Below are 25314 nucleotides of genomic sequence, written 5' to 3' on the forward strand. Positions count from 1 at the left end.
GTGGGCCTGTTCGCCGTCACCGTGCTGCTGGTGCGCGAACGCGGCATCACCGCACGCCAGCGCAGACGGAACGCCGAACTGGGGGACGGACTTCGGGCCCGGGACGAGGAACTGCGGCACCTCGTCTCGGCCCGGCTGCCCGCCCTGGAGGACGCGCCCCACCAGCAGGTCCCGGCCGTCGGCCTGCTCGACACCCGGCTCGCCGACACGGACTTCGCGAAGTGTCTCGACGGTGTCGTGGAGCGATTCGCGGGTGCGGTCGAGCACGCCCGGTCGAGCGCCGACCAGTCGGCGAAGGCCGCCCTGAAGGCGTCGATGCGCTCCCTCCAGGCCTTGGCCAACGAACAGCAGGTGTCCATCTCCGAGATGCAGGACCGGCACGACAATCCCGGCGTACTGAGCGACCTGCTCGAAATCGACCACGCCAACGCCCAGTTCGGCCGCCGTGCCCAGGTCATCGCCGTGCTGTGCGGCTCGTGGCCGGGCCGCCAGCGTGCCACCTCCGCGCTCGTGGAGGTCGTACGCGGCGCCACCTCCCGCATCCGCGACTACCGGCGCATCCGCATCAACGGCGAGGTCGACATCGCCGTGCGGAGCCGGGCCGTCGAACCGGTGGTCCTGGCGGTCGCCGAACTGCTCGACAACGCGGCGCGCCACTCGCAACCGGGCACGACCGTCGAGGTCACCGTCCAGACGGTGCACAACGGCGCCTGCGTGGTGATCGACGACGCCGGGGTCGGCATGGACGGCCAGGCGGCCGAGCACGCCGCCGAACTGCTCGCCCGCACACACGACGTGGACATCGTCCGACTCGGTGACCCGCCCCGCTTCGGCTTCGCCGTCATCGGGGCGCTCACCGAGCGCTACGGGTTCAACGTCTCCGTGGACACGCTCTCCCCGTACGGCGGTGTACGCGCGGTGGTGTTCCTGCCGGCCGCCCTGCTCACCCACCTGGACCCCGCCGACCAGGCGCCCGTTCCGCCCGCCGAACCACCCGCGCCCGCGCATGTCCCTGCCCCTGCCCCTGCGCATACGCACTCGACCGACACGGCGCCCACCGCCGATCCGGCCGCACCCGTCCCCGATCCCCATGCCGCCTCAGCTCCCGCCTCCGCCCCCGATCCCCACGCCGCCTCAGCTCCCGCCTCCGCACCCGAACCCACGGAGGCGACGACGCCGGGCGGCCTGCCCAAGCGACGTCGCCGCACCCCACGGCAACCGGCCCCGCAGCCCGTAGCGGCCGAGGAGGTCGGCGGCCGCTCGGCCGAGGAGAACGCCCGGCGCATGGGCGCCTTCGCACGCGGCACCCGCTCCGGCCGGGACGCCCGGCACACACTCCACGACGACGAAGGGAACAGCCACGAATGACCGGGCCCACCAACAACACGTTGGGCTGGATGCTGGACGAGGTGCTGAAGGTGCCGCACGCGCGTCACGCGATCCTGCTCTCCGCCGAAGGCATGCTCCGCGCCTTCTCCAAGGACATCGACCGCGACGACGCCGAACGGCTGGCCGCGGGACTGTCCGGCGTCCAGTCGATCAGCCGCGGCACGGCCGAGTTCTGCGGCTCCGCGCACACCCCGTGGCGGCAGACCATGATCGAGTTCGCACACGGCTACGTCTTCCTGGTCGCGGCCGGAGAGGGCGCCTACCTCGCGGTCTCCACCAGCGAGGACGTCGACATGGAGGCGGTCACCTACCGCATGCACAAACTCGTCGACCGGCTCGGCAAGGAGCTGACCAGCCCCGCCCGGCAGGACACCGGCAGCCCGGCATGACAACCCGGCGCCGCCCCGCAGACAGGCTGGTGCGGTCGTACGTCGTCACGGACGGCCGCGCCCACCCGACCCGCAACACCCTGGACCTGGTCACGCTGCTGATCGCCACCGACGATCTGCCGCTGACCGGACTCAACCCGGAAAAGCGCAGGCTCATGGAGCTGTGCCGGCCCGGAGCCCTGTCGGTCGCCGAGGTGGCCGGCCACCTGTCGCTGCCGGTCGGCGTGGCCAAAGTGCTGATCGCCGATCTCATGGACAGCGGCCACATCGTCACCCGCGCACCGATCCCCGCCGCCCGGCCGACCGACGCCACAATCCTCCAGGAGGTGCTCGATGGACTCCGCGCCCGCCTCTGACGACGTCTACCTGCGGCCCAGCGTGCAGACGGCGGTCAAGCTGCTGATCGTGGGCCACTTCGCGGTCGGCAAGACCACGTTCGTCGGCTCGCTCTCCGAGATCCGGCCCCTGTGCACCGAGGAGGTCATGACCGAGGCCGGCGCCCTCGTCGACGACCTGGCCGGCCTTCGGGACAAGACGACCACCACGGTCGCCCTCGACTTCGGCCGGCTCACCCTCAACGACCGTCTGGTGCTGTACCTCTTCGGCACCCCGGGCCAGCAGCGCTTCACCCGGCTGTGGCAGGACATGACCCAGGGCGCGCTCGGCGCGCTCGTCCTTGCCGACAGCCGCCGCCTCAGCCAGTCGTTCGAGGTCATGGGCGTACTGGAGGAGCACGGACTGCCGTACGCGGTCGCCCTGAACCAGTTCCACGACGCCCCCGCGTACGAGCTCGACGAGGTGCGCGAGGCCCTAGACCTGCTGCCCGAAACTCCTCTCGTCCGCTGCGACGCCCGCGACCGGGTCTCGGCCACGCGGGCACTCATCCGTCTCGTCGAGTACCTCCTCACCCGCACCGGCCAACTGGAGCATGCGTGACCTCCGTACCCCACGTACCGCCTTTCCCGCCGCCGGGCTGCCCAGCGCACCCCGCGCACGAGTCCCTGCACGGTCCCGAGTTCGCGACCGACCCGGCAGCCGTCTACCGGCGGCTGCGCGACCTCGGCCCGATCGCGCCGGTCGAACTGGCCCCCGGCGTGCGGGCCTCGCTCGTCGTCGGATACGACGCCGCCCTGCACGTGCTGCGCAGCACCGAGACGTTCTCCAAGGACGCCCGCCGCTGGAAGGACCTCGCGGACGGCACCGTGGGCCCGGACAGCCCGGTCGTGCCGATGATGATGTACCGGCCGAACGCGCTGTGGGCCGACGGCGCGGAACACCGCAGGCTGCGCGGCGCTATCACGGACAGCGTGGCCCGGGTGGCTCCTAGCACCCTGCGCTCCTACGTCGAGGCGAGCGCGGACACGCTCATCGACCGCATCGCCCCGGCCGGGCAGGCCGATCTGCTCGGCGAGTACGCCCAGGTGCTGCCCCTGCTGGTGTTCAACCGCCTGTTCGGCTGCCCGGCGGACTACGGAGAGCGGCTAGTGCAGGGGATGTCCGGGATCTTCGACGGAGTGGACGCCGAGAAGGCGAACGAACTGCTCGCGACGACGCTGCTGGACCTCGTCACACTGAAGCGCCGGCGGCCCGGGCCGGATGTGACGTCCTGGCTCATGGCCCATCCCGCCCAGCTCACGGACGAGGAGATGGTGCACACCCTCGTCCTGCTCATGGGCGCGGGTACCGAGCCCCAGCAGAACCTGATCGCCAACGCCCTGCGGCTGTTGCTGTCCGACGACCGGTTCGCGGGCAGCCTCTCGGGCGGCAGCCTGCCGGTGGACGACGCCCTCGACGAGGTGTTGTGGACCGACCCGCCCATGGCCAACTACGCCGTGCACTACCCGATCCATGACGTCGTCCACGAAGGGGTGCTGCTGCGGGCGGGGCATCCGCTGGTGGTCAGTCTCGCCGCGGCGAACACCGACCCGTCCCTGACGGCGGATCAGCGTGCGGGCAACCGCGCCCACCTGGCGTGGAGCGCGGGCCCGCACAACTGCCCGGCGCAGGGTCCGGCCCGGCTGATCGCGGCGGTCGCGGTGGAGAAACTGCTCGACCGTCTTCCGGACGTCGAACTCGCCGTACCGGTGGAGGAATTGGCCTGGCGGCCGGGTCCCTTCCACCGTGCGCTGGCCGCGCTGCCGGTGACGTACCCGCCGACCGCCGTCACCTCCTCCACCCCCTCCACCGCCTCCGCCCCCTCCGCCGTCGGCGACGAGTCGCCCGTGCGGCGCACCGCGCCGACGTCCCGGCCGTCCGCGGGGCCCGAGGCCGGCCGCGTGCGGCGAGGATGGGGCGCCCGACTACTGGCGTGGTGGCGTGGCGAGTGATCAGGACAGGCGCACCGGAAGGGAGCGGTGGCCGTTGGAGATGAACGAGTCGACCGGCTCCAACTCACCCTGAGAAGCGGCGAGTCGGAGTCCGGGGAAGCGGTCGAAGAGTGCCTGGAGCGCGATGCGGGCCTCCAGCCGCCCCAGCGGGGCGCCCAGGCAGAAGTGCACGCCGTGGCCGAAGGCGAGGTGCTCCTTGTCGGCGCGGGCGACGTCGAAGCGGTCGGCGTCCTCGCCGTACTTCCCGGGGTGCCGTCCGGCGGCCGCGTAGGCGGCGAGGATGGCCTCACCCTTGCCGATCACCACGCCGTCCGGACCGCCGAACTCGCTCATCACGAGGTCCTCGACGGCATACCGCAGCGGCAGGCTGGCGACGGGCGCCTCCACGCGCAGTGCCTCCTCGACCACGTCCTCCCAGGAGACGCGGCCGGAGCGGACGTGGGCGAGCTGGTCCAGATGGGTCAGCAGGAGGTGAATGGCGTTGTCGATCAGGTTGACCGTGGTCTCGTGGCCGGCGCTGACCATGAGCACCAGGGTGTCGAGCAGTTCCTGCTCGCTCAGCCCGGTGTCGCCGTCGTCGCGGGCCGCGATGAGCGCCGAGGTCAGGTCGTCACCCGGCGACCGCCGCTTGAGAGCGACGAGTTCGCCCATCGCCGCGTAGAACCGCGCATAGATGTCGGTGACTTCCTCCGGGGTGGCGGAGGTGTGGAAGACGCCGTCCACGACGGCCCGTAGCTCCGCACCCTGTTCCTCGGGCAGGCCGAAGAGTTCGCTGATCACCTGGATCGGCAGCGGATAGCAGAACTCCTCGCGCAGATCGACGACTTGGCCGTCCCGTCCGGTCGCCTCGACCCGCTCCAGCAGGGCTGTGGCGATCTCCTCGATGCGGGGTCGGAGCGCCATGGTGCGGCGTGCGGTGAACGCCTTGGAGACCAGGGCGCGCAGCCGCTTGTGCTCGCTTCCGTAGGCGGTGAACATGTTCTGCACCGCGACCCAGGTGAACAGCGGCCATTCCGGGGAGATCTCGCCGTTGATCCATCGGGGCCAGTGTTGGCGCGGGTCCTTGGAGACGCGTGGGTCGGTCAGCAGGCGCTTGAGGAGGTCGGGACTGCTGACGGCCCAGGCCCGCACACGATCGGGCAGTTCGACGAGGGTCACCGGTCCGCGTTCGCGTATCCGGGCGGCCTCGCCGTGGATGTCGCGGCCGGTCGGGTCGATCACTAAGGGGCGGGGGTGTCCCACAGAGGCCTCCTGACGCTCGCTCATCAATACGACCCGTAAAGCTACTTGAACGTAGCGTGTCCGGGTGAGGGCCGTGTCCGAACGCTGCGCGTGGGGACAACTTCCCTGCGCGCGGACGCAAGTCGGCGGTTCGTCTCCGCCTTACGGTGCGGGGTGTCGGATCGGAGAGCCGGTGAGTGCGATGACTGTCGACGAGGTCCCGTGGTGGATGCACCCGGGCAGTGTCGAGGTGCGGATCGTGGCCGCGGGTGGCTGGTGGGACGCCGTACGCGTACCGCTCGACCCCGGGACCGACGCACTGCGCAACCTCGGGGACGAGACGGGAGCCGTGATCGGGGACGGCTTCGGCGGACGCCTGTACTGGCTGATTCCTCCTGGCTCCGCCGCCGACTGGGAGCTGCCGCAGGTGCGCGTCCTGGGCCGGGGCTGCCACGTGGCGATCCCCCCGCTGCACCGCGTCACGCGCCCCGGACTGTACTGGCGGGTCTCCCCGTCGCGCGACCACGAGTGGACGAACACACCCCGCCTGCACTCCGCCCTCCGCACGGCCCTCCTCCGCGGAAAGCCGCCCACCATCTGACACCCGCCCCGGCCGAACCTGAGCCCGGCCGGGGCGGGATCCACGGGGTGCAATGCGGGCGCGGTCTGCGAGTCCAAGCCGGGATCAGCAAGTGATGCCGCGCACATACTGCCTGGTGGCGTGCCTGGTGCGTGTTAACTTCCGGCCGTGACTTCCCCGGCTCTGGATTCCCTCGCACCCGGTTCCGGAGCAGCCGGGTGGGGCCCGGCGGCCGGCTCCGAACCCACCGACACCCGTGACCCACTGGGTCTGCTCGACCTGTTCGGTGACCCTTTCGTCCGCGACCCCTACCCCTGGCTGGACCTCCTGCGGTCCGAGTCTCCCGTCCACCATGACCCCGCTACCGGGCTGTGGCTGGTCAGCCGCCACCAAGACGTACGCCGGGTCCTGCTCGACTCGGAGCGGTTCCACCCGGACAACGCCCAGCACGCTGTCACCCCGCTGCCCATCGCCGTACTCAGGGTCCTGGCCCGCGTCGGCTTCACGCTCCCGCCCGCCCTGGCGAACAACGGCACCCCGAGCCACTCCGGACTGCGCCGCGTGGTCACACGGTTCTTCAACGCACAGCGTGTCGCGGCGGCCGTGCCGGTGATCGAGAGCATCGCCGACGAACTGCTCGACGGGGTACGGTCCCAACTCGACACCACTGACGGCTGCGACCTGTTCACCTCATTCGCGCAGGTCCTTCCGTGCAGGGTGCTGATGGAGGTCCTCGGCATCCGGGGCGTCGAACCGGCCACTCTGATCCGCTGGAGTGACGCCTCGCTGGAGCTGTTCTGGGGCAGGCCGCCACTCGAACGGCAACTGGAACTGGCAGAGCTCGTCGCCGAATTCCATCAGTGGCTCACCGCGACCGTGCGCAGCGACACGGTCCCTGCCGACTCGTTCATCGGGGCACTCGCCCGCCACCGCCTCCCCGACGGCAGGCCACTGGACGCCGAGACCGCGGTGGCCGCGTGCTTCTTCGTCTTCATCGCCGGCCAGTCCACCACCGGACAACTCATCGCCACCGTGCTGCGCCGGGCACTGGAGGAGCCCGGCAGGTGGCCGCGCATGGCCGGGGCAGCGGGCCCGGCCGAGGCCTGGGTGGAAGAGGTCCTGCGACGTGAGCCGCCGGTGACCACCTGGCGCCGGGTGACCCCGCAGGCCACCCGACTGGGCGGAGTCGCACTGCCGGCCGGTGCCCAGTTGCTGCTGATGCTCATGGGCAGCGGATCCGACCCGGAGGTCTTCCCGAAACCGGAACAGATGTGCCCGAACCGGGCGAACATCCGCCACCACCTGGCGTTCGGTGCCGGTCGCCACCGCTGCCCGGGTGCGTCCCTGGCGCGCACGGAGGCGGCGGTGGCCCTGCGGGCAGCGGCACGCAGACTTCCGGACATCCGACCGGCCGCCGGGGCGGGGGAGCCGCCCATGCTCGGCCTGCTGTCGTTCAGAGCACCGTCGAAGGTGGCGGTGGAACGGGCATAGGCGGCACCGCGGCGACGCCCCTTCGGCGTTGCTCAGCCCGGGACACGGGCTCGGTCAGCCGAGCTTGAGAAGGCCGGCGTCGAGGACGGCGCGGCCGAAGGCGCCGGCGAGTTCGGCGAGGCGTTCGCAGCCGGCGTCACCCAGGGCGGCGTAGGCGGGAAGGGCCAGACGGTCGGTGCGGTCCTCGATGTGCCGACGCAGGTGTACGCCTTCCGGGCTGAGGGAGTCGCCGTCGAGGAGACCTCGCTTGCGCAGGCGCTCCCGCGTATCGGCCCACTCCTCCTCGGGCCATGCGCGGCTGGCCTTGAGGAAGTCGACGGGAACATCACCGGTGGCGGCGTGCAGAACCAGGGCTTCCAGGGCCCCGATGCCCTCGCTCAGCAGGCAGGCCACATGGCCGTCCCCACGGAACTCCCGGAGCAACGTCTGGGCGTGCCACAGCTGCAGTACCGGATCCTCCGGCCAGGGCAGTGCGGCGTGCGCGGCGAACAGCGGGCGACCCTGCGCGTGTTCGCGGGCCGCCTCGGCGGCCCGGCGGGTCAGCGCCAGGACCTCGTCCAGGGTGGGCAGTTCGTGAATTCCCGCCCGCCGCAGGGCTTCGCCCGCCGCGGCATACCGCGCGTCCAGCACCTGCTGCGGCGTCGTCGCGTCCCAGGCCCCGTCGAGCGCCTGCCGTACGAGAGCGGGGTTGAAGTTGTAGAAGGTCGCGATGACCAGCTCGGCGGAGGCCCGGCCGAACGCGGCGCTGCGAGAGGTGAAGTAGCCGGCGCGTCCGCTCAGTCCGAGGTCCGCGTACCGGCGCCTGGCTTCGGGGACGAAGTAGATCATGCCGTGCACGGGTTCGAGTCCGCGCCAGGCCGCACGCGCTGTCTCCACGGTCACCTCTTCGGAGAGTCGGGGGACGGGGTGTGCGCCGCGGGTCCGTACTGGCCGTGCGCTCGCAGGTGTTCGAGCAGCAAACGGTTCAGGGTTTCGGGCGCTTCCTCGGGGACCCAGTGGGTGACGTCCGGGATGGTCTCGAAGCGGTACGGCCCGTCGACCCACCGCTCGGTTTCCCGTGCCGCCGCCGGGCCGAAGGCACTGTCGTTCGTGCTCCAGACGTACAGCGTGGGCAGGTCGACGGTGCCGATCTTGCCGTCGGGGCGGCCTGCCCGGTACCAGTTCAGCGCGGCGGTGAGAGCCCCTGGCCGGGACAGGTGCCGTACATAGGCCTCGACGCTGTCCTGCGGAACCTTTCCGGCGTACAGGGCGCGCAGCAGCTCGGCGTCGTGGGCCAGCATGCGCTCCTCGGTCGCGGGAGTTTCACGCCAGTGGATCATGTACTGCGAGCGGCTGCGCTGGTCGTCGTCGGTACGCAGGGCGGTGGCCAGGGCGCCGGGGTGCGGGGTCGAGACAACCGTCAGGGTGCGTATGCGGCCGGGGTGGGCGTCAGCGGTCCACCAGGCCACCGCGCCTCCCCAGTCGTGGCCGACCAGGTCGAACGCCGCCCAGCCCAGTTCCTCTGTGATCGCGACGACGTCGTCGACGAGAAGGCTCATGCGATAGTCCTCGGGCCGCTGGGGGCGAGCGCCGGGGGAGTACCCACGCTGGTCGGGCGCCACCACCCGATAGCCCTGCTCGGCCAACTCGGCGATCTGCCGTTGCCACGCCAGCGCCGTCTGGGGAAAGCCGTGCAGCAGCAGCACCGGGCGGCCCTCGGGCGGACCCGCAGCGATCGCGTCGAACACGCCTGCACCGGTGGAGATGCTCAGCTCGGTCACGACTCACCCCTTCATACCAACTGGTCGGTAGCCTTCAGGCGGAGGGGCACGCTGTCAAGACCGCGGGCCGGTTGAACATGACGCCGGATTCAACTATAACCAGGGCCCGGAGGCAGACCCCCGTACCCCTTGCGGCCGTGGCTCGTGTCAGGGAATCCCGGTCTCGAAGATCCCGGGACGAACCGCACCAACAGGAAACAGTGAGGCGACATGAGGGAAGCAGTCATCGTTTCGACGGCACGGACGCCGATCGGAAAAGCTTACCGCGGCGCGTTCAACGACACCCAGTCGCAGGAACTCGCCGCCCATGCCCTGTCCCACGCCGTACAACGCGCCGGACTCGAGGGCGGCGAGGTCGAGGACGTGATCTTCGGCTGCGCCGCGCAGCAGGGGGCATCCGGTTTCAACGTCGCGCGCCAGGCCGCTCTGCGCGCCGGGCTTCCGGACACCGTGTCGGGGATGACGGTCGACCGGCAGTGCTCGTCGGGCCTGATGGCCATTGCGACGGCCGCCAAGCAGATCGTCTCGGACGGCATGCAGATCGCTGTCGGCGGCGGTGTCGAGTCGATCTCCCTGGTGCAGAACGAGCACATGAACACCCACCGGATGACGGATCCCTGGCTGGTCGAGCACAAGCCGAGCATCTACCTGCCGATGTTGCAGACGGCGGAGATCGTCGCCGAACGCTACGGCGTGAGCCGGGAACGCCAGGACGAGTTCGCACTGGTGTCACAGCAGCGCACCGCGGCGGCGCAGGAAGCCGGCCGGTTCGACCAGGAGATCGCCGCGCTCGACAGCGTCAAGAAGGTGCTCGACAAGCAGTCCGGGGAGGTGCGGGCCGAGGAGGTCACCCTGACCCGGGACGAGGGCAACCGCGCGTCGACGACGCTCGAGGGCCTGGCCGGGCTGGCGCCGGTGCTGCCCGACGGCCAGGTGAGCGCGCATTCCAGCGTGACGGCGGGCAACTCCTCGCAGTTGTCGGACGGGGCTTCGGCGTCGGTGTTGATGGAGGCGAGGGAGGCCGAGCGCCGCGGACTGGAACCGCTGGGCGTGTACCGCGGTATGACCGTTGCCGGCTGTGCACCGGACGAGATGGGCATCGGGCCGGTGTTCGCCATTCCGAAGCTGCTGAAGCAGCACAACCTCACCGTCGACGACATCGGCCTGTGGGAGCTCAACGAGGCGTTCGCTTCCCAGGCGGTGTACTGCCGCGACGAACTGCACATCGACCCGGAGCGGTTCAACGTGAACGGTGGCGCGATCTCGGTAGGCCACCCCTACGGAATGACCGGTGCCCGGCTGGTGGGGCATGCCCTCATCGAGGGCAAGCGCCGGGGTGTGCGGTATGTGGTGATCTCGATGTGCGTCGGCGGCGGAATGGGCGCGGCCGGACTGTTCGAGGTCATCTGAGCGTGGATGCCTTGTCGAACGGCGCGGAAAAGACCCGAACCGCGGTCCTGGTGGACTTCGGCGGTGTCATCACCTCAAGTGTGCTGCAGGCGTTCACCGACTTCGGCGCCTCCCTCGGCGGCGACCCTCGCCTGCCGCTGGACCTCCTCAGCCGGGACCAGCCGTCACGCGCACTCCTGGCCGACCACGAGTGCGGCCGAATCGACGCCGAAGCCTTCGAGCGAGGATTCGCCGAACGTCTCCGTGCCCACGGCGCGGACGTATCGGCCGAGGGGCTCACGGCCCGAATGCAGGCGGGCATGTCGATCGACCAGGACATGCTCGCGCTGCTCGGGGATCTTCGAGTCGCGGGCCATCCCGTCGCGCTCGTGTCGAACTCGTTCGGTGCCGGTACCTACGACGGCGTCGACCTCGCCGCTCTCGCGGACGTGGTCGTCATCTCCGCCGTGGTCGGGATCCGCAAGCCCTCCCGACGGATCTACTCGATCGCATGTGAACGTCTCTGCGTCGCCCCGGAGGAGGCAGTCATGATCGACGATCTCCAGCAGAACCTCGACGGAGCGGCACGGATCGGAATCGGCGGCGTACTGCACACCAGCGCCGCCGACACCCGTCGCCAACTCGCCGAACGCTTCGGGATCAGCGCCTGACCGATCGAGAACATCCCTTCTGCGGCGGAGGCGGATTTGTGACCATGGCATCGGATTCAAGTACTGTTCCCGCGATGAACACCACAGCGGCCGACGAGATGGACGGCGAGAAGGCACCCCCCATGGCGCCTCTCTCGCACCTTCGCGAGCCACCCGCGACGAAGCGCGGAGCGCGCACACGGGCCGCTCTGGTGAAGGCAGCGCGCAAGGTGTTCGAACGGGACGGCTACCTCGACACCCGCCTGACCGACATCACCAAAGAGGCGCAGTGCGCGGCGGGATCGTTCTACACCTACTTCGCCAACAAGGAAGAGGTGCTGGCCGCCGTCCTCCTGGAGGCGCAGGAGGACATGCTCCACCCCGGGATGGCCCGGGTGGAGGATGCCGACGATCCCTACGCGGTACTCGAGGCGAGCAATCGCGCGTACCTCCAGGCGTACAAGCGCAACGCGAAGCTGATGGCACTGCTTGAGCAGGTCGCGCAGGTGGAGCCGGAGTTCCGTACGTTCCGAAGCCGGCGCGCCGACGCGTTCATCCGCCGCAACGCGCGCGGCATCGCCGACCTGCAGGCGCGCGGTGTCGCAGACCGTGAGGTCGATCCGCTGCTGGCCTCCCGTGCGCTGTCAGGCATGGTCAGCGTCATGGCCTACAACGCCTTTGTGCTCGGCGAGCAGCAAGAAGAAGGCGCACCGGTGGACTTCGAGGAACTCGTCTCGACGGTCACCCGGCTCTGGGCGAACGCCCTGCGGTTCCCTGATCAAAGCTGATCGAGCAGGCGTGACCGGTCCGCCGGGGTGAACTCGTCCCCGTCGAACACAGCGGGCCCGTTCCGCTGCCTAACGGCACACGATGAAGCGCCGGGCCACCCCGTCCAGCTCGGGACCGTCAAGCGATGCTGTTCGCGACCGGTAGACCACTCCACTGGGGTCGGTGACATAAGACAGGGCGCCGCCGTTCGAGCCGATGACCAAGCCACCGGCCGCCTGGCCTGCGCTGCCGTCGACAGCGCCGTACTCCTTGCCATCGGCTGCGGCGCCACAGCGGACGCAAGGGCCGATCGTGCTCGTGTGGGGCCGCCTGAACACCCACGTTTCCCACAGGGTGCGCGACCTGATCGACGCACACGCCTGGCTGACGGTGTTCACCCGGCCCGCCCACGCGCCCTCGACCGACTGGCCGTGCTCGTGCTCAGCCGACTCAAGCGCCTCCAGTACCGACCCGACGTCCTCGGCGGCTCCCTCGCCGGGGCCGGACTCGCCATCGACGTCCCGCCACCATCACCTTGAAGTGCCTGGTCAGTTAATCGGTTGCACGCCACCGGGACCGGGTGTCTGATCCCGGCTATGACTATTGTGCTGAGGACGCCGACGGCCGACGGAGTGCGTGAGGCTGTTGCGGCGCTGCGGGAGTGGCAGCACGACGAAGCGCCGATGCAGTTGCATCCCGGGGACATCGGCTGGAACTACCGGTTCGGAACGGCCGAGGCGGCCGCGGCGGTCCGGACCTGGAGCCGGAACGGACGGATCCTCGCTGTCGGGATGCTGGATACGCCGACGCTCGTGCGGATGACGGTCGCTTCCGACGCTTTCCATGACGAGGACTTGGCGCGGCGGCTCGTCGAGGACTTCTCGCTGCCCGAGCGCGGCGTGCTGCCGGAAGGCGCGGTGTCCATCGAGGCACCGCAGGGCCTGCTGCTCCACGACCTGTTGACCAAGGAGGGCTGGGGCGTCGACGAGCCGTGGACGCCGCTCTTCCGGGACCTCTCCGACGAGGTGGAGGACCCGGGCGTGCGGATCAAGGAGATCGGCCTGGAGCAGGCACAGGGCTTCGCCGACGTCCTGCGGTCCGCATTCGACACCACGAAGCCCACGCGCGAGTACCGGCACAGGATGTCTGCGGCACCGTTCTATGCCGACGCCCGCTGCCTGGGTGTTTACGACGACCAAGGCAACCCCGCGGCGGTGGTGACGGTCTGGTCGGCCGGCCCGGGGAAGCCGGGACTGGTCGAGCCGATGGGCGTCCACGCGGACCACCGCGGCCGCGGCTATGGCCGGGCGATCACCGTCGCCGGGGCGGCCGCACTGCGGGAGATGGGCGCGTCGAGCGTGCGCGTCTGCACGCCGAGCTCCAACGTCGGCGGCGTCGCCACGTACAAGGCGGCGGGGCTCACGGCGAGGCCGGAGATCGCCGACCGGATCCGGAAGGTCTGACGCCGGGGGCTGCGGTCCTTCTCACCATGCCGCAGCGCCTCGTACGTCAATCGGTCCGGGTGCGCAGGCTCCGCGCCAGGGTGGGGATCATCACCGTCGCAGGGACGAGGTGCAGCCCGAGGAGGGCGGTGGTGGTGGCCGTGTTTGCCCCGGAGAGGAGGGGCGGGACCAACGAGATCGCGGTCAGCGACACCGCCGTCCACATGAATCGCTTGGCGGGGTGATCGCTCCAACGAAGAAGAGCGAGGGCCATGACGATGCCCACGACCGAGAAGAAGCCGGTCACCACGGCGAACCCGGACAAGGGGATCGTCTCGCCACCATCGGGGACCTCGAAGTCGACGCCAACGGCCAGGGCAAGCGCAGCGGCGAGGGTGGTGGCCGTCATCGCGGCGAGCGTGGCGATGAAGCCGGTGCCGGCGAGCCCGCGGAATCGGTGGGTGCGGCTGGTCCGGCCTGATGCCGGGTCTGCGACGACCTCGGTGTCCTTCATGCTGTTCATGTCGTTCCTCCATCATTCGGTAACCGGCGTACGGGGTGTATCGACTGGCATGCGGCGGTCCTGGCCCTGGGCTGACGATGTGCGCTCTCGCCGTGCGACGGCCGGGGTTCCGCTGGGCGCCGATGCCGGTGCCGCGGAGCCATAACCCGGCGCCGCGTCCGAGGACCGCCCCGGCTCGGCGTCGCGCAGCTCCAGCTCCATCTGCACCCGCCCGCGGGTGGCGACGCCGAACGCGTCGCACCACTCCGCCGCGACCACCGCGACCAGCGCGACGCGCGCGCCATCCCGCAGCGCGAGCGTCACACCGGGACTACTCCGTGCCGTCCGCCGGCAGGCGCTCCGGCAGCCCGAGCCGCGGGAACTGGTCGTCGTGGAAGGTGATGATCTCGGTGATCGCCCCGCCGGTTACACGCAGGACGTCGATCGTCAGCGGCAGGTACGCGCCCTCCCGGTCCCGCCAGAGGTAGAAGGCGACGGCGGGCTGCCGGTTCACCGAGGTGAGGACGGCGCGCAGGCCCTTCATGCCCTCGAAGCCGTCCTCGACCCAGTCGTTCACCACCGCGTCGCGCCCGATGTACAGGCCCGGCGTGGGCGGCATCGAGGAGCGGACGTCGTCCCGCAGCATCGAGGCGAGCGCCGGGACGTCCGTGGCCACGCTGGCGTCGGTGAAGCGGCGTACCAGCTCGCGCGTGCCGGCGTCCTGTTCGCCGCCGGTCCAGTCCTGCCGCTCGGCGGGCAGGTGCTCCCGCATGCCGGCACGGGCCCGCTGCAGCGCGCTGTTCACGGAGTTGACGGAGTCCCCGAGGGCCTCCGCGACGTCCTTCGCCGGCCAGCCGAGCACATCCCGCAGGATCAGCACGGCCCGCGGGCGCGGCGCGAGGTGCTGGACCGCGACCAGGTACGCCAGCTCGATCGTCTCCCGCGCGACGGCGACGGTCTCCGGCTCGTCCGCGTCGTCCGCGGGCAGCTCGTCGAGCAGCCGGTCCGGGTAGGGCTGCAGCCACAGCACCTCACCGCCGGTCGCAGGCTTCGGGCGGCACTTGGCGAGCAGGTCCAGGCAGGCGTTGGTGGCGATCCGGTACAGCCAGGCCCGGAACGTCGACCGCCCCTCGAAGGTCTCCCGCCGCCGCCAGGCACGCAGGAACGTCTCCTGCACGGCGTCCTCGGCGTCCTCGAACGACCCGAGCATCCGGTAGCAGTGCACGTGCAGCTCCCGCCGGTGCCGCTCCGCCAGCCCCGAGAACGCCTGCTCGTCGACCTCTCCCAGCCCGCTCACGCCCAGCTCCTCCAGCCGCGTGTCCGCACTCATCACGTCATCCTTCCGCCTCGTCGTGTCCCGTCGTAGGTGTGACGGGTGCGGACGCGAAAACTCATCACCTGGGTCGGTCGGCATGGCTGAGCGCTTCTCATCCTTGGTGGGTCGGGTTCTCGACGTGGTGGAGCGTGGTGGGACGAGGATGGCCCGCACCATTGCGGTCGTCCCGGGAGGGGCTGCAGCGCGGTCCCAGAGCCTTAAGGGCTCGCCGTCAGGCAGGTGATTGAGCGTCAAAGGCCGTTGTCAGTGCCTCCCCATAGAGTGGAGACATCACTTGAGGAGAGCCTCAGAGGGGGAGCACAAACATGTCCGCAAACAGGATCCAGCACAAGGTGAATCACGTCGCGCTGGTGGTGGACTGTTCGGGTTCAATGCGCCCGCACCAGAGTCAACTCATTCGAGTTGTGGACGAGTTCGTCGCAGGTTTGAAGGCGGAGTCGGACAGCCTCGGACACGAGACCCGGATCAGCCTCTATTCCTTCGACCACAGGGTGGAGAATCTGGTCTGGGACATGGACGTGAAGCATCTGCCGTCCATGCGGGGGCTGTACCAGGTCAACAACGGCGCTACGGCCCTTATCGAGGCTTCTCTGAAGTCCCTCGACGACCTGGGCCACATCTGGGAGGAATACGGCGAGCACAGCTTCCTCCAGATCGTCGTGACGGACGGCGAGGAGAACGCCTCCGGCGGCGACCGGCGGCACGACGGCGACATGGCCATCCTCGGCCCCTGGCTCGACAGGATCACGGCGAAGATGGGCGGGCTTCCGGGCCATTGGACCTCCGCGATCCTCGTCCCGAACTCCCTGGCCAAGCGGACCGCCCAGAACTACGGCTTCCCGGCCGGGAACATCGCCATCTGGGACGCGGATTCCCAGAAGGGCGTCGAGGAGGCGATCGGCACCGTGCGTGCCGCCGCCACCAGCTTCCTCCGCGGGCGTGAGCACGGGGTGCGCGGCACGAAGAACCTGTTCGCCGTCGGTCAGGACATATCGGTTGACGAGGTGCGGGCCAACCTCGAACCGATTCCGGCCGACAAGTACCGGCTCCTGAAAGTCGACAAGGAGGTCGAGATCCGCCCCTTCGTCAACTCGCATCCGGGCGTGACGTACGAACGTGGTTCGTGCTACTACCAGCTGGGCGCCCGGGCTCAGGTTCAGCAGAACAAGGGAGTTATCGTGGTCGAAAAGGACACCGACCGAGCCTATACGGGCGACGCGGCACGCAGCCTTCTTTTCGGCTCGGGCGTCCAGGGGACCGTCTCCGTGAAAGCGGGGAACAACCCCAAGTTGGAGGTATACGTACAGAGTCGTTCGGTGAACAGGAAGCTCAAGCCGAATACACGTCTGCTCATCATGCTCTGAAATCAATGAGTGAAGAGCGGGGTGGCGGTCCGGGAGCAACTCACTCCCGTTGCTGGAGACCGCCTGAGTAGCAGATGTTCGCCCCGTGCGGTCACTGGCGGCACGGGGCGGCAAGAAGACCGGGGGTCGGTTCACGGACGGCATGGCGTTGACCCAACGCTGCGTCAGCCGCGCGAGGTGGTGTCCCTGACCCAGGGCAGCGCCAAGCGTTCCAACAGCACCAAAGCGAAGTAGAGCAGGATGCTCATCAACCCGATCAGGATGATCGCGGCCCAGGCGGTGGCGGTGTCGCCGACCCCACCCGCCTGCACGATCAGATAGCCCAGCCCGCTCTCACCGGCCTGGAACTCGCCGATGACCGCGCCGATCGCGGCGAGAGGCATGGCCACCTTGAGCCCGACGAAGATCTGCGGCAGTGCGGCGGGCAACCGCACCTTCCGGAACGCCTGCCAGCGCGAGGCGTCCAGCGAGCGCGCCAACTCGGCCAGGTCCGCCGGGGTCGACGTGAGGCCGGCTGCGGTGGACAGCACGATCGGGAAGAAGCAGAGCAGGAAGACCATGGTCAGGACCGGCTTCTGCCCCCAGCCGAGCGCTCCCACCAACAGCGGCCCCAGCGCGATCTTCGGAACCGCGTTGACTGCGACCAGCAGCGGCGTGAACATTCGCTCCAGTACCCGCGAAGCGGCCAGTGACAGTCCGATCAGAACACCGCAGGCGCTGGAGAGGACGAACCCGACAACCGTCTCCACGGTGGTGTCGCCGGTGTGTTCCAGGAACCGGTCCGGGGTTGCGGCGAACGCCGAGAGCACGGCACCTGGTGGGGGCAGCACAGCCGGGTGGATCACCTTCAGCGCCGAGGTGAGAAGCCACCACACGCCGAGCGCGACCAGAAGTCCGGCCAAGGGCAGCAGCAGGACGCCGAGGCCGGTCCCGCGCCGTGGACCGACTCGCGGCACGGGCACCGGCATCGGCTCCGGGCACGCCGTCGAGGCCTGCTGCCGCTTCGAGAGTTCGGCCATCCCATCCTTCTCCCAGCGAGGCCCTTCTCAGCGAGGCCCTTCTCCCAGCCAGGCCCTTCTCCGGCGCGACGCGATCAGGCTTTCGGCACCAGGTCGAAGTCGATGATCTGCTCAGGGGTCATTCCCTGCCGCAGCGCGCCCGCTCGCTCCAGGATCGCGATGCTCCTCGCGACACGTGCGGAGTCCAGCGTCCCGAGTCTCGTGCCGGAACCGCCCGGCGTGACGTACTCGGCCATCAACTCCAACTCGGCGGCCGCGGCGGTCGGATTCGTGGCGTCCACATTCCGCGCAAGGATCTCGGCGGCCTCCTTCGAGTGGGCGAGGCTGTACTGCAAGCCCTTGAGCAGCGCCGCGGAGAACCGCTTCACCGTCTCCGGATCCTGCTCGGCGAGCTTCTTGGACGTGATCAGCACGTTTCCGTAGAGGTCGGGTATCACGTCGCTGTACGGCAGCAGGACCGCCTTCTTCTTGGTCACCGCCTCGATGGTCGGCTCACCCACCACGAACTGGCCGATGCCATCCACCGAGCCGCCGGCGAGGGTGCCCATCAAGGTCTGTGCCTCGCCGTTGACCCAGGTCACCTTGTCGGCGTCCACGCCGGCCAGCCGGGCGTACGTCGGGAAGAGGTTGCGTACGACAGAGCCGGGCGTGTCGGCGAGCCGTTTGCCCTCGAGGTCCTTCGGAGTGGCGATGCCGTTGCCCTCGGTGGTGGCGATCGCGGCCATGGTGCGCTGCTGGATGGCGGCCACCGCGACGAAGTCCTTCGCCTGACCGCTGCCCATGTGCAGCAGTCCTCCCGTCAGGTCGATCGGGCCGAACTGCGCCTGGCCACTCACGACGGCCGGGATCACACCGCCGGTGCCCTGGCCCGGCTTGATGTCCACGTCGAAGCCGGCCTCTTCGAAGTACCCCTTGTCCTTCGCGACCCAGGCGTACGAGTCCCGGCCGAAGTTTCCGAACGAGGTCAGGTAGGTCACCTTCTTCAGCGCCTTGCCTTCTTCACCGGAACCTGCGTCGGAATCCGAGCCACCACATCCCGCCACCAGCGCCAGCGCCGTGGTCAGGGCCACCGCGGCGACCGTACGGGCGAACCTGATCATGCGCACAGTGTTGTCCTTTCGACCGCCGACTGCGCGCCGGCGGAGGGGCGTCGAGACGGACGAGACAGAACGGCTTGGAATCGTCTGGGGCATGACACTTGGTGCGGGCAACAGCGTACGAGCGATGGGTAGTTGTGGGCCAGGTGTGGGGCATTGGGGCATGCGCCGACAGGACGACAGGTACCGCCGAGCGGCCTGCTGCGGGTAGCCTGACCGGGCGTCACGAACCGGCCTGCATGGCGATCGCCAGTGGATGGGGAGACCGCCGGATGATCAGACTCACCGGTGTGTCCCGGAGCTTCACCAGCCGGTCCGGTTCGACGGTGGCGCTCCAGGACATCGGCCTTCACATCGCCGAGGGTGAGTTCGTGGCGGTGGTGGGCCGGTCCGGGTGCGGCAAGTCCACACTGCTCCGGCTGATCGCCGGGCTGCTGCCGGTCACCGAGGGCGAGATCACCATCGGCGGCGAGCGAGTCACCGGAGCCCGGCGGGATGTCGCCATGCTGTTCCAGCGGCCGGCACTGCTGCCCTGGCGGTCCGTCCTCGACAACGTGCTGCTGCCCGTGGAGATCTTCGGCTGGAACAGGGCCGAGTACCGCGACCGGGCGAAGCGGTTGCTGGAGACGGCAGGGCTGAGCGGCTTCGAGAAGCACCGGCCGCACGAGCTCTCCGGCGGTATGCAGCAACGCGTCGCGCTGTGCCGGTCGCTGATGGGTGAGCCCCGGGTGATGCTCATGGACGAACCATTCTCCGCACTGGACGCGCTGACCCGCGCGGACCTCGCGGTGGAGCTGCAGCGCATCCACATCGAGAACTCGTCGACAGTCGTCTTCGTCACCCACTCCATAGACGAGGCCGTGGTGCTCGCCGACCGGGTGGTGGTGCTCAGCCCGCGCCCGGGCCGGATCCGCAAGATCGTCGACGTCGCCATTCCCCGGCCGAGGACGCTGGGCCGAACCGCGCACCTGGGCGAAGTGGCGCGGTGCAGCGCCGATCTGCATGAGCTGCTGATGGAACGGGACACATCCACGTCGGCCGAAACGGAGGGGCGATGAGCCTGCGGATCTGTGTCTTCACCGAGCCGCACCGCGGCGCCGACTACGAGGATCAGCTGCGCTTCGCCCGACTCGTCGAAGCCGGCGGGTTCGAGGGCTTCTTCCGGGCCGACCACTTCCAGGCGATGGGCGCCGATCCCGGGCTGCCAGGCCCCACCGACGCGTGGCTCACGCTGGGCGCGCTCGCCCGGGAGACCTCCCGGATCCGGCTGGGCACCCTGGTCACCTCGGTCACCTTCCGGCTGCCGGGTCCGCTCGCCGTGATGGTGGCGCAGGTCGACCGGATGAGCGGGGGGCGAGTCGAGCTGGGCCTCGGCGCAGGATGGTACGAGCGGGAACACACCTCGTACGGCATCCCGTTCCCGCCCGCCGCGGAGCGCTTCGATCGGCTGGAGGAACAGCTGGCGGTGATCACCGGCCTGTGGCGGACACCGGTCGGCGAGAGCTTCAGCCATCGCGGCGACCACTACCAACTGGTCGACGCGCCCGCCCTGCCCAAGCCCGTGCAGGTGCCGACGCCGCCGATCATCGTCGGGGGCCGCGGCCCCAAGCGCACCCCGGAGCTGGCCGCTCGGTACGCCGACGAATTCAACATGCCCTTCAAGTCGGTGGCGGAGACGGCCCGGGCGTACCGGCGGGTTGCCGAGGCGTGCGACCGGATCGGACGGGCCGACACCCACCAGCCACCGCTGGTGCTCTCGGCCGGGGTCGTGGTCGCCATCGGCCGTACGGGCGCGGAGGCGCGACGGCGGGCCGCCCCGCTGCATGTCAAGAGCGCGCTGCCACCGGAGGATCCGGTGGTCGGATCCCCGGCCCAGCTCGTGGAGCGGCTCGGCGAGTTCTCCGCGATCGGCGCAAGCCGTATCCATCTGCGACTGATCGATTTCAATGACCTCGACCACCTGGAACTCATCGCCGGTGAGGTGCTCCCGCAGCTGTAGAGGGTGGAGGCCGACGCAGGCTGTGCCGCAGGAAGTGGCCGACGTCGGCTACGTCCTGGCCGTGCCCCGTCCCCGGGTCAGGAGCCGGCCCAACAGTGCCTCGAACGCACCCGGCTGCCCGCTCAAGGTGACGCCTGACGCCACCGCATGTGCGTAGACGGTGAAGAAATCGGCACAGATAATCCTGGACCGTTCCTTGGTGATTCAACCAGCGTTCAGTGCTGCACATTTGCGCTCGGGTTGCTTCGAATGTGCGTGAATCCCGTGGAGGTCGGCCATTCGTCGGGCGTCGGGGGCACCTGGAGAGATTGATCTGCCCGCGACAAGTCGGCACTCTCCTGAGCACGCGCAGCGCTGCGTTCGAACGCAAATCCCCCCACTTCACGAGGAGACCCCTCTTGACGGCGCATCACAAACGCTCAGGCAAGGCCAAGATCGTCACCGCGATCGCGGCTGTCGCTACCGTCGTCGGCACCGGCCTTTACGTGTCCCCCCTCGCTCAGGCGGGACAGCCCGCGGAGGGCACCGTCTACGGTCTGAATGCCGAAGGAGCCGTGGCCGGAAGCTACATAGTCCTGCTGGACCAGAAGGCGTCCACGGCCGAGAAGCGGGACCTGGCCGCCGAGTACGGTGGCAAGATCAGCCGTACCTACGGCTCGGCGGTCAACGGCTTCTCCGCCGGCAGCCTGACCGAGACGGAGGCCAAGCGCCTCGCGGCCGACCCCACGGTGTCCAAGGTGGTCCAGAACAAGAGATTCCACATCAATGCCACCCAGGACAACCCGCCGTCCTGGGGCCTGGACCGCATAGACCAGCAGGACACGGCCGGCGACAGTAAGTACACCTACCCGGACAAGGCCGGGGAAGGCGTCACCGCGTACGTCATCGACACCGGCGTACGCATCAGCCACAAGGACTTCGAGGGCCGCGCCGCCTCCGGGTTCGACGCCATCGACAACGACGACACGGCCGACGACGGCAACGGCCACGGCACCCACGTGGCCGGAACCATCGCCGGCGCCTCCCATGGGGTGGCCAAGAAGGCCAAGATCGTCGCGGTCCGCGTGCTCGACGACAACGGCTCGGGCACCACCGAGCAGGTCGTCGCCGGCATCGACTGGGTGACCAAGAACCACCAGGGTCCCTCGGTGGCCAACATGAGCCTCGGCGGCGGCGCCGACCCCGCTCTCGACGAGGCGGTCAAGAAGGCCATCGCCGCGGGTGTCACCTTCGCGGTCGCCGCCGGCAACGAGTCGGCGGACGCGGGGCAGGGTTCACCTGCCAGGGTCCCCGAGGCCATCACGGTCGCGTCCAGCACCAAGGACGACGCCCAGTCGGACTTCTCCAACTTCGGCTCGATCGTGGACCTGTACGCGCCGGGTTCGGACATCACCTCCGCCTGGAACGACAGCGACCAGGGAACCAAGACGATCTCCGGCACCTCCATGGCCACCCCCCACGTCGCTGGAGCCGCCGCCGTCTACCTGGCCGGTCACCCGGACGCCACTCCCGATCAGGTCGCCACCGCGCTCACCGGCGCGGCAACCGGCGACAAGATCACCAACCCGAGCAGCGGAACGCCCAACAAGCTGCTGAAGGTGACTGAGTAGTCTCACACAGGACAGTGGGCCCGGCGGTGCCGCCAGCGCGTGCGCAGCGGCATCGCCGGGCCGTGTCGTGGTGAGGGGTGGTACTCGGGGGCGGGGCATCGCGCGGTCGACTCGGGGCTGACGGCATCCTGGCCGGCCGCGCAGGGGGCCGACCTGGGGCAGTGCGGCGCAAACCCGGGTCCCGCCGGCTGGCCGGGGCCAGGGGCCGGGGACCCGGGGGCTCGGTGTCGCGGTGGCGGACGGCGCACTCCGGTGGTGCAGGGGCACGCCGAGGTAGCCGAGGCATTGTGGCCATCCACATCACGGCGGTCGGGGTCACGGTTCATCGCCCCGTTCGCGGACGGCCTGCCCGCCCTGTCGGCCGCTTGCGGGGCACTCACGTCTGTCTGAGGCCCGGCGTCCGGAGTGTCGCGGCTTCCTGCGCGCAAAGGGCTCAATGTCCTTGCGGCGCAGGGGACTTGGAAGGCGAGTCCATGTGGCGTGAGGAGCTGGTCCGGCCGCTGCGGAGCTTGTCGAAGGGAGCATGCGGAGCCGGCGGGGCAGCGAGGCGCCCACGCCGACTCCTCGCGTACCTCAGGAAGCTACCTCCCTCGTGCCGGCGCTCTCGTGGCCGCCGCACGGGCCCCGGGTGCGCCCCGAAGCCCCTGTCCCTGCCCCTGCCGTCACGGCTCACGCCCGTCCCCGCTCCTCAGGGCGCTCCAGACGGACGATCACGGACTTCGACGTCGGGGTGTTGCTGATGTCCGCGACGCTGTCGAGCGGTACCAGGACATTGGTCTCCGGGTAGTAGGCGGCGGCCGAACCCGGGGGAGTGGGGTAGGCGACGACGCGGAAGTCGTCCGCGCGGCGCTCCGAACCGTCGGACCAGATGCTGACGAGGTCGACGACGGCGCCGTCCGCGAGGCCAAGGTCGGTGAGGTCGGCCTTGTTCACCAGGACGACGCGGCGGCCACCCTTGATGCCTCGGTAGCGGTCGTCCATCGCGTAGGGAATCGTGTTCCACTGGTCGTGCGAGCGCAGGGTCTGCAGGACCAGATGCCCCTTGGGTGCCTGGAGCATGGTGAAGTCGTTGACGGTGAAGACAGCCTTCTTGGCGGGAGTGCGGAACACTCGGCTGTTGACCGGGTTGGGCAGGCGGAAGCCGCCGGGGCGCCGTACGCGCTCGTTGAAGTCCTCGAACCCCTCGACGACCCGGGAGATGCGGTCCCGCACGAGGTCGTAGTCCGCCTCGAAGTCCTCCCAGGGGATGTCCGGTTCGGATCCCAGCACCCTGCGGGCGAGGCGGCTGATGATGGACACCTCGCTCAGCAGGTGCGGTGAGGCAGGGGCGAGGCGGCCCCGGGTGGCATGGACCTCGCTCATGGAGTCCTCGACCGTCATGAACTGCTCCCCGCCCGCCTGGACGTCGCGGTCGCTGCGGCCGAGTGTCGGCAGGATGAGGGCCGTACGCCCGCAGACCGCGTGGGAGCGGTTGAGCTTGGTCGAAATGTGCGCGGTGAGTGTGCAGTTGCGCAGGGCTTGCTCGGTGACGTCACTGTCCGGAGTGGCCCGGACGAAGTTGCCCGCGACGCCCACGAACACCTTGGCCAGTCCGTCGCGCATGGCCCGGATCGAGTCGACGGAGTCAAGGCCGTGTGCCGTCGGCGCGGTGAAGCTGAACTCGCGGCCCAACCGGTCCAGGAACGGCTGGGGCATGCGCTCCCAGATGCCCATCGTGCGGTCGCCCTGCACATTGCTGTGCCCGCGGACCGGGCACACCCCCGCGCCCGGTCGGCCGATGTTCCCGCGCAGCAGAAGGAAGTTGACGACTTCCCTGATGGTGGGAACGCCGTGCTTGTGCTGGGTGAGACCCATGGCCCAGCAGACGATGACGCCGCGGCTCTCGAGAACCCGCTCGTGCACCCGCTCGATCTGGTCACGGCTCAGCCCGGTGGCCTCCAGGACGTCGTCCCAGGAGGTCCGGCGTATGTGCTCGGCGAAGGCGTCGTATCCGGTGGTGTGTTCCTCGATGAACTCCCGGTCCAGGACGGTGCCCGGCTCCTTGTCCTCCGCGTCGAGCAGGAGCAGGTTGAGCGCCTGGAACAGGGCGAGGTCACCGCCGGGGCGGATCTGCAGGAACTCGTCGGCGATCTGTGTGCCGCGGCCGATCACGCCGCGCGCCTTCTGCGGGTGCTTGAAGCGCAGCAGCCCCGCCTCGGGCAGTGGATTGACGGCGACGACATGACCGCCGCGGCGCTTGGTCTCCTCCAGCGCGGTCAGCATGCGCGGGTGGTTGGTCCCCGGGTTCTGTCCGACGACGAAGACGAGGTCGGCGTCGTAGATGTCGTCCAGGCTGACGCTGCCCTTGCCGATACCCAGCGTCTCGTTCAGAGCCGAGCCGCTGGACTCGTGGCACATGTTGGAGCAGTCCGGCAGGTTGTTGGTGCCGAAGGCCCGCGCGAACAGCTGGAGCAGGAAGGCCGGCTCATTGGCCAGCCGCCCGGAGGTGTAGAACAGGGCCTCGTCCGGGTGCTGCAGGGCATGCAGCTCGTCGGCCAGCAGGTCCAGCGCCTCGTCCCAGCCAACCGGCTCGTAGTGGGTGGCGCCCTCGCGCAGCACCATCGGCTCGGTCAGCCGGCCCTGCTGGTTCAGCCAGTAGTCCGACTTCCTGCTCAGCTCGTCCACCGAGTACTGCCGGAAGAAATCCGCGGTGACCCGCCGCGACGTGGCCTCGTCGCTGATGTGCTTCGCGCCGTTCTCGCAGTACTCGTTGCGGTGCCGCTCTCCCGGCGCGGGCTCGGGCCAGGCACAGCCCGGGCAGTCGAAGCCCTTCGCCTGGTTGATGTTGAGCAGGGTCAGCGCGGTGCGCTTCGGTGACGTCTGGCCCAGGGCGTACTTGAGGGCGTGCACCACCGCGGGAGCGCCCGTGGCCCACGTCTTGGGAGCCGTCACGGACAGCTCGTCCTCATCCGGTTCGTCGAAGTCCCGCATCGAGCCTCGTG

At 69.7% G+C, this 25314-nt stretch carries 24 protein-coding genes and 1 pseudogene; 16 read left to right on the plus strand and 9 right to left on the minus strand.

Annotated elements, in window-relative coordinates:
- The 5 genes from EJ357_RS42450 to EJ357_RS42470 are packed head-to-tail and all read left to right on the plus strand — an operon-like array spanning nt 1 to nt 4105.
- On the plus strand, nt 1-1368 hold the full coding sequence (locus EJ357_RS42450) for an ATP-binding protein (RefSeq protein WP_407698448.1): 1368 nt from the start codon (nt 1-3) through the stop codon (nt 1366-1368).
- On the plus strand, nt 1365-1778 hold the full coding sequence (locus tag EJ357_RS42455) for a roadblock/LC7 domain-containing protein (protein WP_126397398.1): 414 nt from the start codon (nt 1365-1367) through the stop codon (nt 1776-1778). The genes EJ357_RS42450 and EJ357_RS42455 overlap by 4 nt, the downstream gene beginning before the upstream one ends.
- Nucleotides 1775-2134: a DUF742 domain-containing protein gene (locus tag EJ357_RS42460; RefSeq protein ID WP_126397400.1), complete on the plus strand. Its 360-nt coding sequence runs from the start codon at nt 1775-1777 to the stop codon at nt 2132-2134. Before EJ357_RS42455 ends, EJ357_RS42460 begins: the two co-directional genes overlap by 4 nt.
- A complete protein-coding gene (locus EJ357_RS42465; RefSeq protein WP_126397402.1) occupies nt 2112-2714 on the plus strand; it encodes a GTP-binding protein in 603 nt (200 codons plus the stop codon). The genes EJ357_RS42460 and EJ357_RS42465 overlap by 23 nt, the downstream gene beginning before the upstream one ends.
- Nucleotides 2711-4105 (plus strand): cytochrome P450, encoded by a 1395-nt coding sequence (locus tag EJ357_RS42470; RefSeq protein WP_126397404.1) that lies wholly within the window; start codon nt 2711-2713, stop codon nt 4103-4105. The genes EJ357_RS42465 and EJ357_RS42470 overlap by 4 nt, the downstream gene beginning before the upstream one ends.
- Here EJ357_RS42470 and EJ357_RS42475 read toward each other — a convergent pair whose 3' ends face one another.
- Nucleotides 4106-5347: a cytochrome P450 family protein gene (locus tag EJ357_RS42475; protein ID WP_126397406.1), complete on the minus strand. Its 1242-nt coding sequence runs from the start codon at nt 5345-5347 to the stop codon at nt 4106-4108.
- 181 nt (nt 5348-5528) lie between these two features.
- Between EJ357_RS42475 and EJ357_RS42480 the strand changes: the two genes are divergently transcribed.
- Nucleotides 5529-5927, plus strand: a complete 399-nt coding sequence (locus EJ357_RS42480) for a hypothetical protein (RefSeq protein ID WP_126400788.1) — start codon at nt 5529-5531, stop codon at nt 5925-5927.
- 147 nt (nt 5928-6074) lie between these two features.
- Entirely contained in the window at nt 6075-7397 is a 1323-nt protein-coding gene (locus tag EJ357_RS42485; RefSeq protein WP_228472778.1) for a cytochrome P450, read from the plus strand.
- A 54-nt stretch (nt 7398-7451) separates the two neighbouring features.
- Here EJ357_RS42485 and EJ357_RS42490 read toward each other — a convergent pair whose 3' ends face one another.
- A complete protein-coding gene (locus EJ357_RS42490; protein ID WP_126397408.1) occupies nt 7452-8273 on the minus strand; it encodes an SCO6745 family protein in 822 nt (273 codons plus the stop codon).
- A 2-nt stretch (nt 8274-8275) separates the two neighbouring features.
- Nucleotides 8276-9157 (minus strand): alpha/beta fold hydrolase, encoded by an 882-nt coding sequence (locus EJ357_RS42495; protein ID WP_323377699.1) that lies wholly within the window; start codon nt 9155-9157, stop codon nt 8276-8278.
- 210 nt (nt 9158-9367) lie between these two features.
- On the opposite strand from EJ357_RS42495, the gene EJ357_RS42500 reads away from it, so the two are divergent.
- The 5 genes and pseudogenes from EJ357_RS42500 (at nt 9368) to EJ357_RS42520 (ending at nt 13427) form a co-directional block, all read left to right on the plus strand.
- Complete coding sequence (locus EJ357_RS42500; protein ID WP_126397410.1) at nt 9368-10567, plus strand: acetyl-CoA C-acyltransferase; 1200 nt, start codon at nt 9368-9370, stop codon at nt 10565-10567.
- A gap of 2 nt (nt 10568-10569) precedes the next feature.
- Entirely contained in the window at nt 10570-11217 is a 648-nt protein-coding gene (locus EJ357_RS42505) for an HAD family hydrolase (RefSeq protein ID WP_126397412.1), read from the plus strand.
- Nucleotides 11218-11291: 74 nt separating this feature from the next.
- Nucleotides 11292-11984 (plus strand): TetR/AcrR family transcriptional regulator, encoded by a 693-nt coding sequence (locus tag EJ357_RS42510; RefSeq protein WP_126397414.1) that lies wholly within the window; start codon nt 11292-11294, stop codon nt 11982-11984.
- A gap of 271 nt (nt 11985-12255) precedes the next feature.
- Nucleotides 12256-12503: pseudogene (locus EJ357_RS51020) on the plus strand (IS630 family transposase); the annotation flags it as partial.
- Between the two features lie 57 nt (nt 12504-12560).
- Entirely contained in the window at nt 12561-13427 is an 867-nt protein-coding gene (locus tag EJ357_RS42520) for a GNAT family N-acetyltransferase (RefSeq protein WP_126397416.1), read from the plus strand.
- A gap of 46 nt (nt 13428-13473) precedes the next feature.
- Here the strand turns inward: EJ357_RS42520 and EJ357_RS42525 are convergent, their stop codons facing one another.
- Genes EJ357_RS42525 through EJ357_RS42535 form a run of 3 tightly spaced genes read right to left on the minus strand, consistent with a single transcriptional unit; the run spans nt 13474 to nt 15238 of the window.
- Complete coding sequence (locus EJ357_RS42525; protein ID WP_126397418.1) at nt 13474-13929, minus strand: DUF6069 family protein; 456 nt, start codon at nt 13927-13929, stop codon at nt 13474-13476.
- A gap of 12 nt (nt 13930-13941) precedes the next feature.
- Nucleotides 13942-14232, minus strand: a complete 291-nt coding sequence (locus EJ357_RS42530) for a hypothetical protein (RefSeq protein WP_126397420.1) — start codon at nt 14230-14232, stop codon at nt 13942-13944.
- 7 nt (nt 14233-14239) lie between these two features.
- Entirely contained in the window at nt 14240-15238 is a 999-nt protein-coding gene (locus tag EJ357_RS42535; RefSeq protein WP_126397422.1) for an RNA polymerase subunit sigma-70, read from the minus strand.
- Between the two features lie 311 nt (nt 15239-15549).
- On the opposite strand from EJ357_RS42535, the gene EJ357_RS42540 reads away from it, so the two are divergent.
- Nucleotides 15550-16608, plus strand: coding sequence for a vWA domain-containing protein (locus EJ357_RS42540; protein ID WP_126397424.1), 1059 nt, complete (start codon nt 15550-15552; stop codon nt 16606-16608).
- Between the two features lie 164 nt (nt 16609-16772).
- Here EJ357_RS42540 and EJ357_RS42545 read toward each other — a convergent pair whose 3' ends face one another.
- Together EJ357_RS42545 and EJ357_RS42550 are read right to left on the minus strand one after the other, a co-directional pair.
- Complete coding sequence (locus EJ357_RS42545) at nt 16773-17627, minus strand: ABC transporter permease (RefSeq protein ID WP_126397426.1); 855 nt, start codon at nt 17625-17627, stop codon at nt 16773-16775.
- A gap of 74 nt (nt 17628-17701) precedes the next feature.
- Nucleotides 17702-18727 carry an ABC transporter substrate-binding protein gene (locus tag EJ357_RS42550; protein ID WP_126397428.1) on the minus strand — a complete coding sequence of 342 codons (1026 nt, stop codon included), beginning with the start codon at nt 18725-18727 and terminating at the stop codon, nt 17702-17704.
- 269 nt (nt 18728-18996) lie between these two features.
- Here EJ357_RS42550 and EJ357_RS42555 point away from each other — a divergent pair, with 269 nt between their 5' ends.
- The 3 genes from EJ357_RS42555 (at nt 18997) to EJ357_RS42565 (ending at nt 22333) form a co-directional block, all read left to right on the plus strand.
- Complete coding sequence (locus EJ357_RS42555) at nt 18997-19782, plus strand: ABC transporter ATP-binding protein (RefSeq protein ID WP_126397430.1); 786 nt, start codon at nt 18997-18999, stop codon at nt 19780-19782.
- Nucleotides 19779-20723 carry an LLM class F420-dependent oxidoreductase gene (locus EJ357_RS42560; RefSeq protein ID WP_228472779.1) on the plus strand — a complete coding sequence of 315 codons (945 nt, stop codon included), beginning with the start codon at nt 19779-19781 and terminating at the stop codon, nt 20721-20723. Before EJ357_RS42555 ends, EJ357_RS42560 begins: the two co-directional genes overlap by 4 nt.
- Nucleotides 20724-21121: 398 nt before the next feature.
- Nucleotides 21122-22333, plus strand: coding sequence for a S8 family peptidase (locus EJ357_RS42565; protein ID WP_126397432.1), 1212 nt, complete (start codon nt 21122-21124; stop codon nt 22331-22333).
- Between the two features lie 669 nt (nt 22334-23002).
- Here the strand turns inward: EJ357_RS42565 and EJ357_RS42570 are convergent.
- A complete protein-coding gene (locus EJ357_RS42570) occupies nt 23003-25303 on the minus strand; it encodes an FdhF/YdeP family oxidoreductase (protein ID WP_126397434.1) in 2301 nt (766 codons plus the stop codon).
- Nucleotides 25304-25314: the final 11 nt, after the last annotated feature.

This window comes from Streptomyces cyaneochromogenes (assembly GCF_003963535.1).
Classification (GTDB): Bacteria; Actinomycetota; Actinomycetes; order Streptomycetales; family Streptomycetaceae; genus Streptomyces; species Streptomyces shaanxiensis.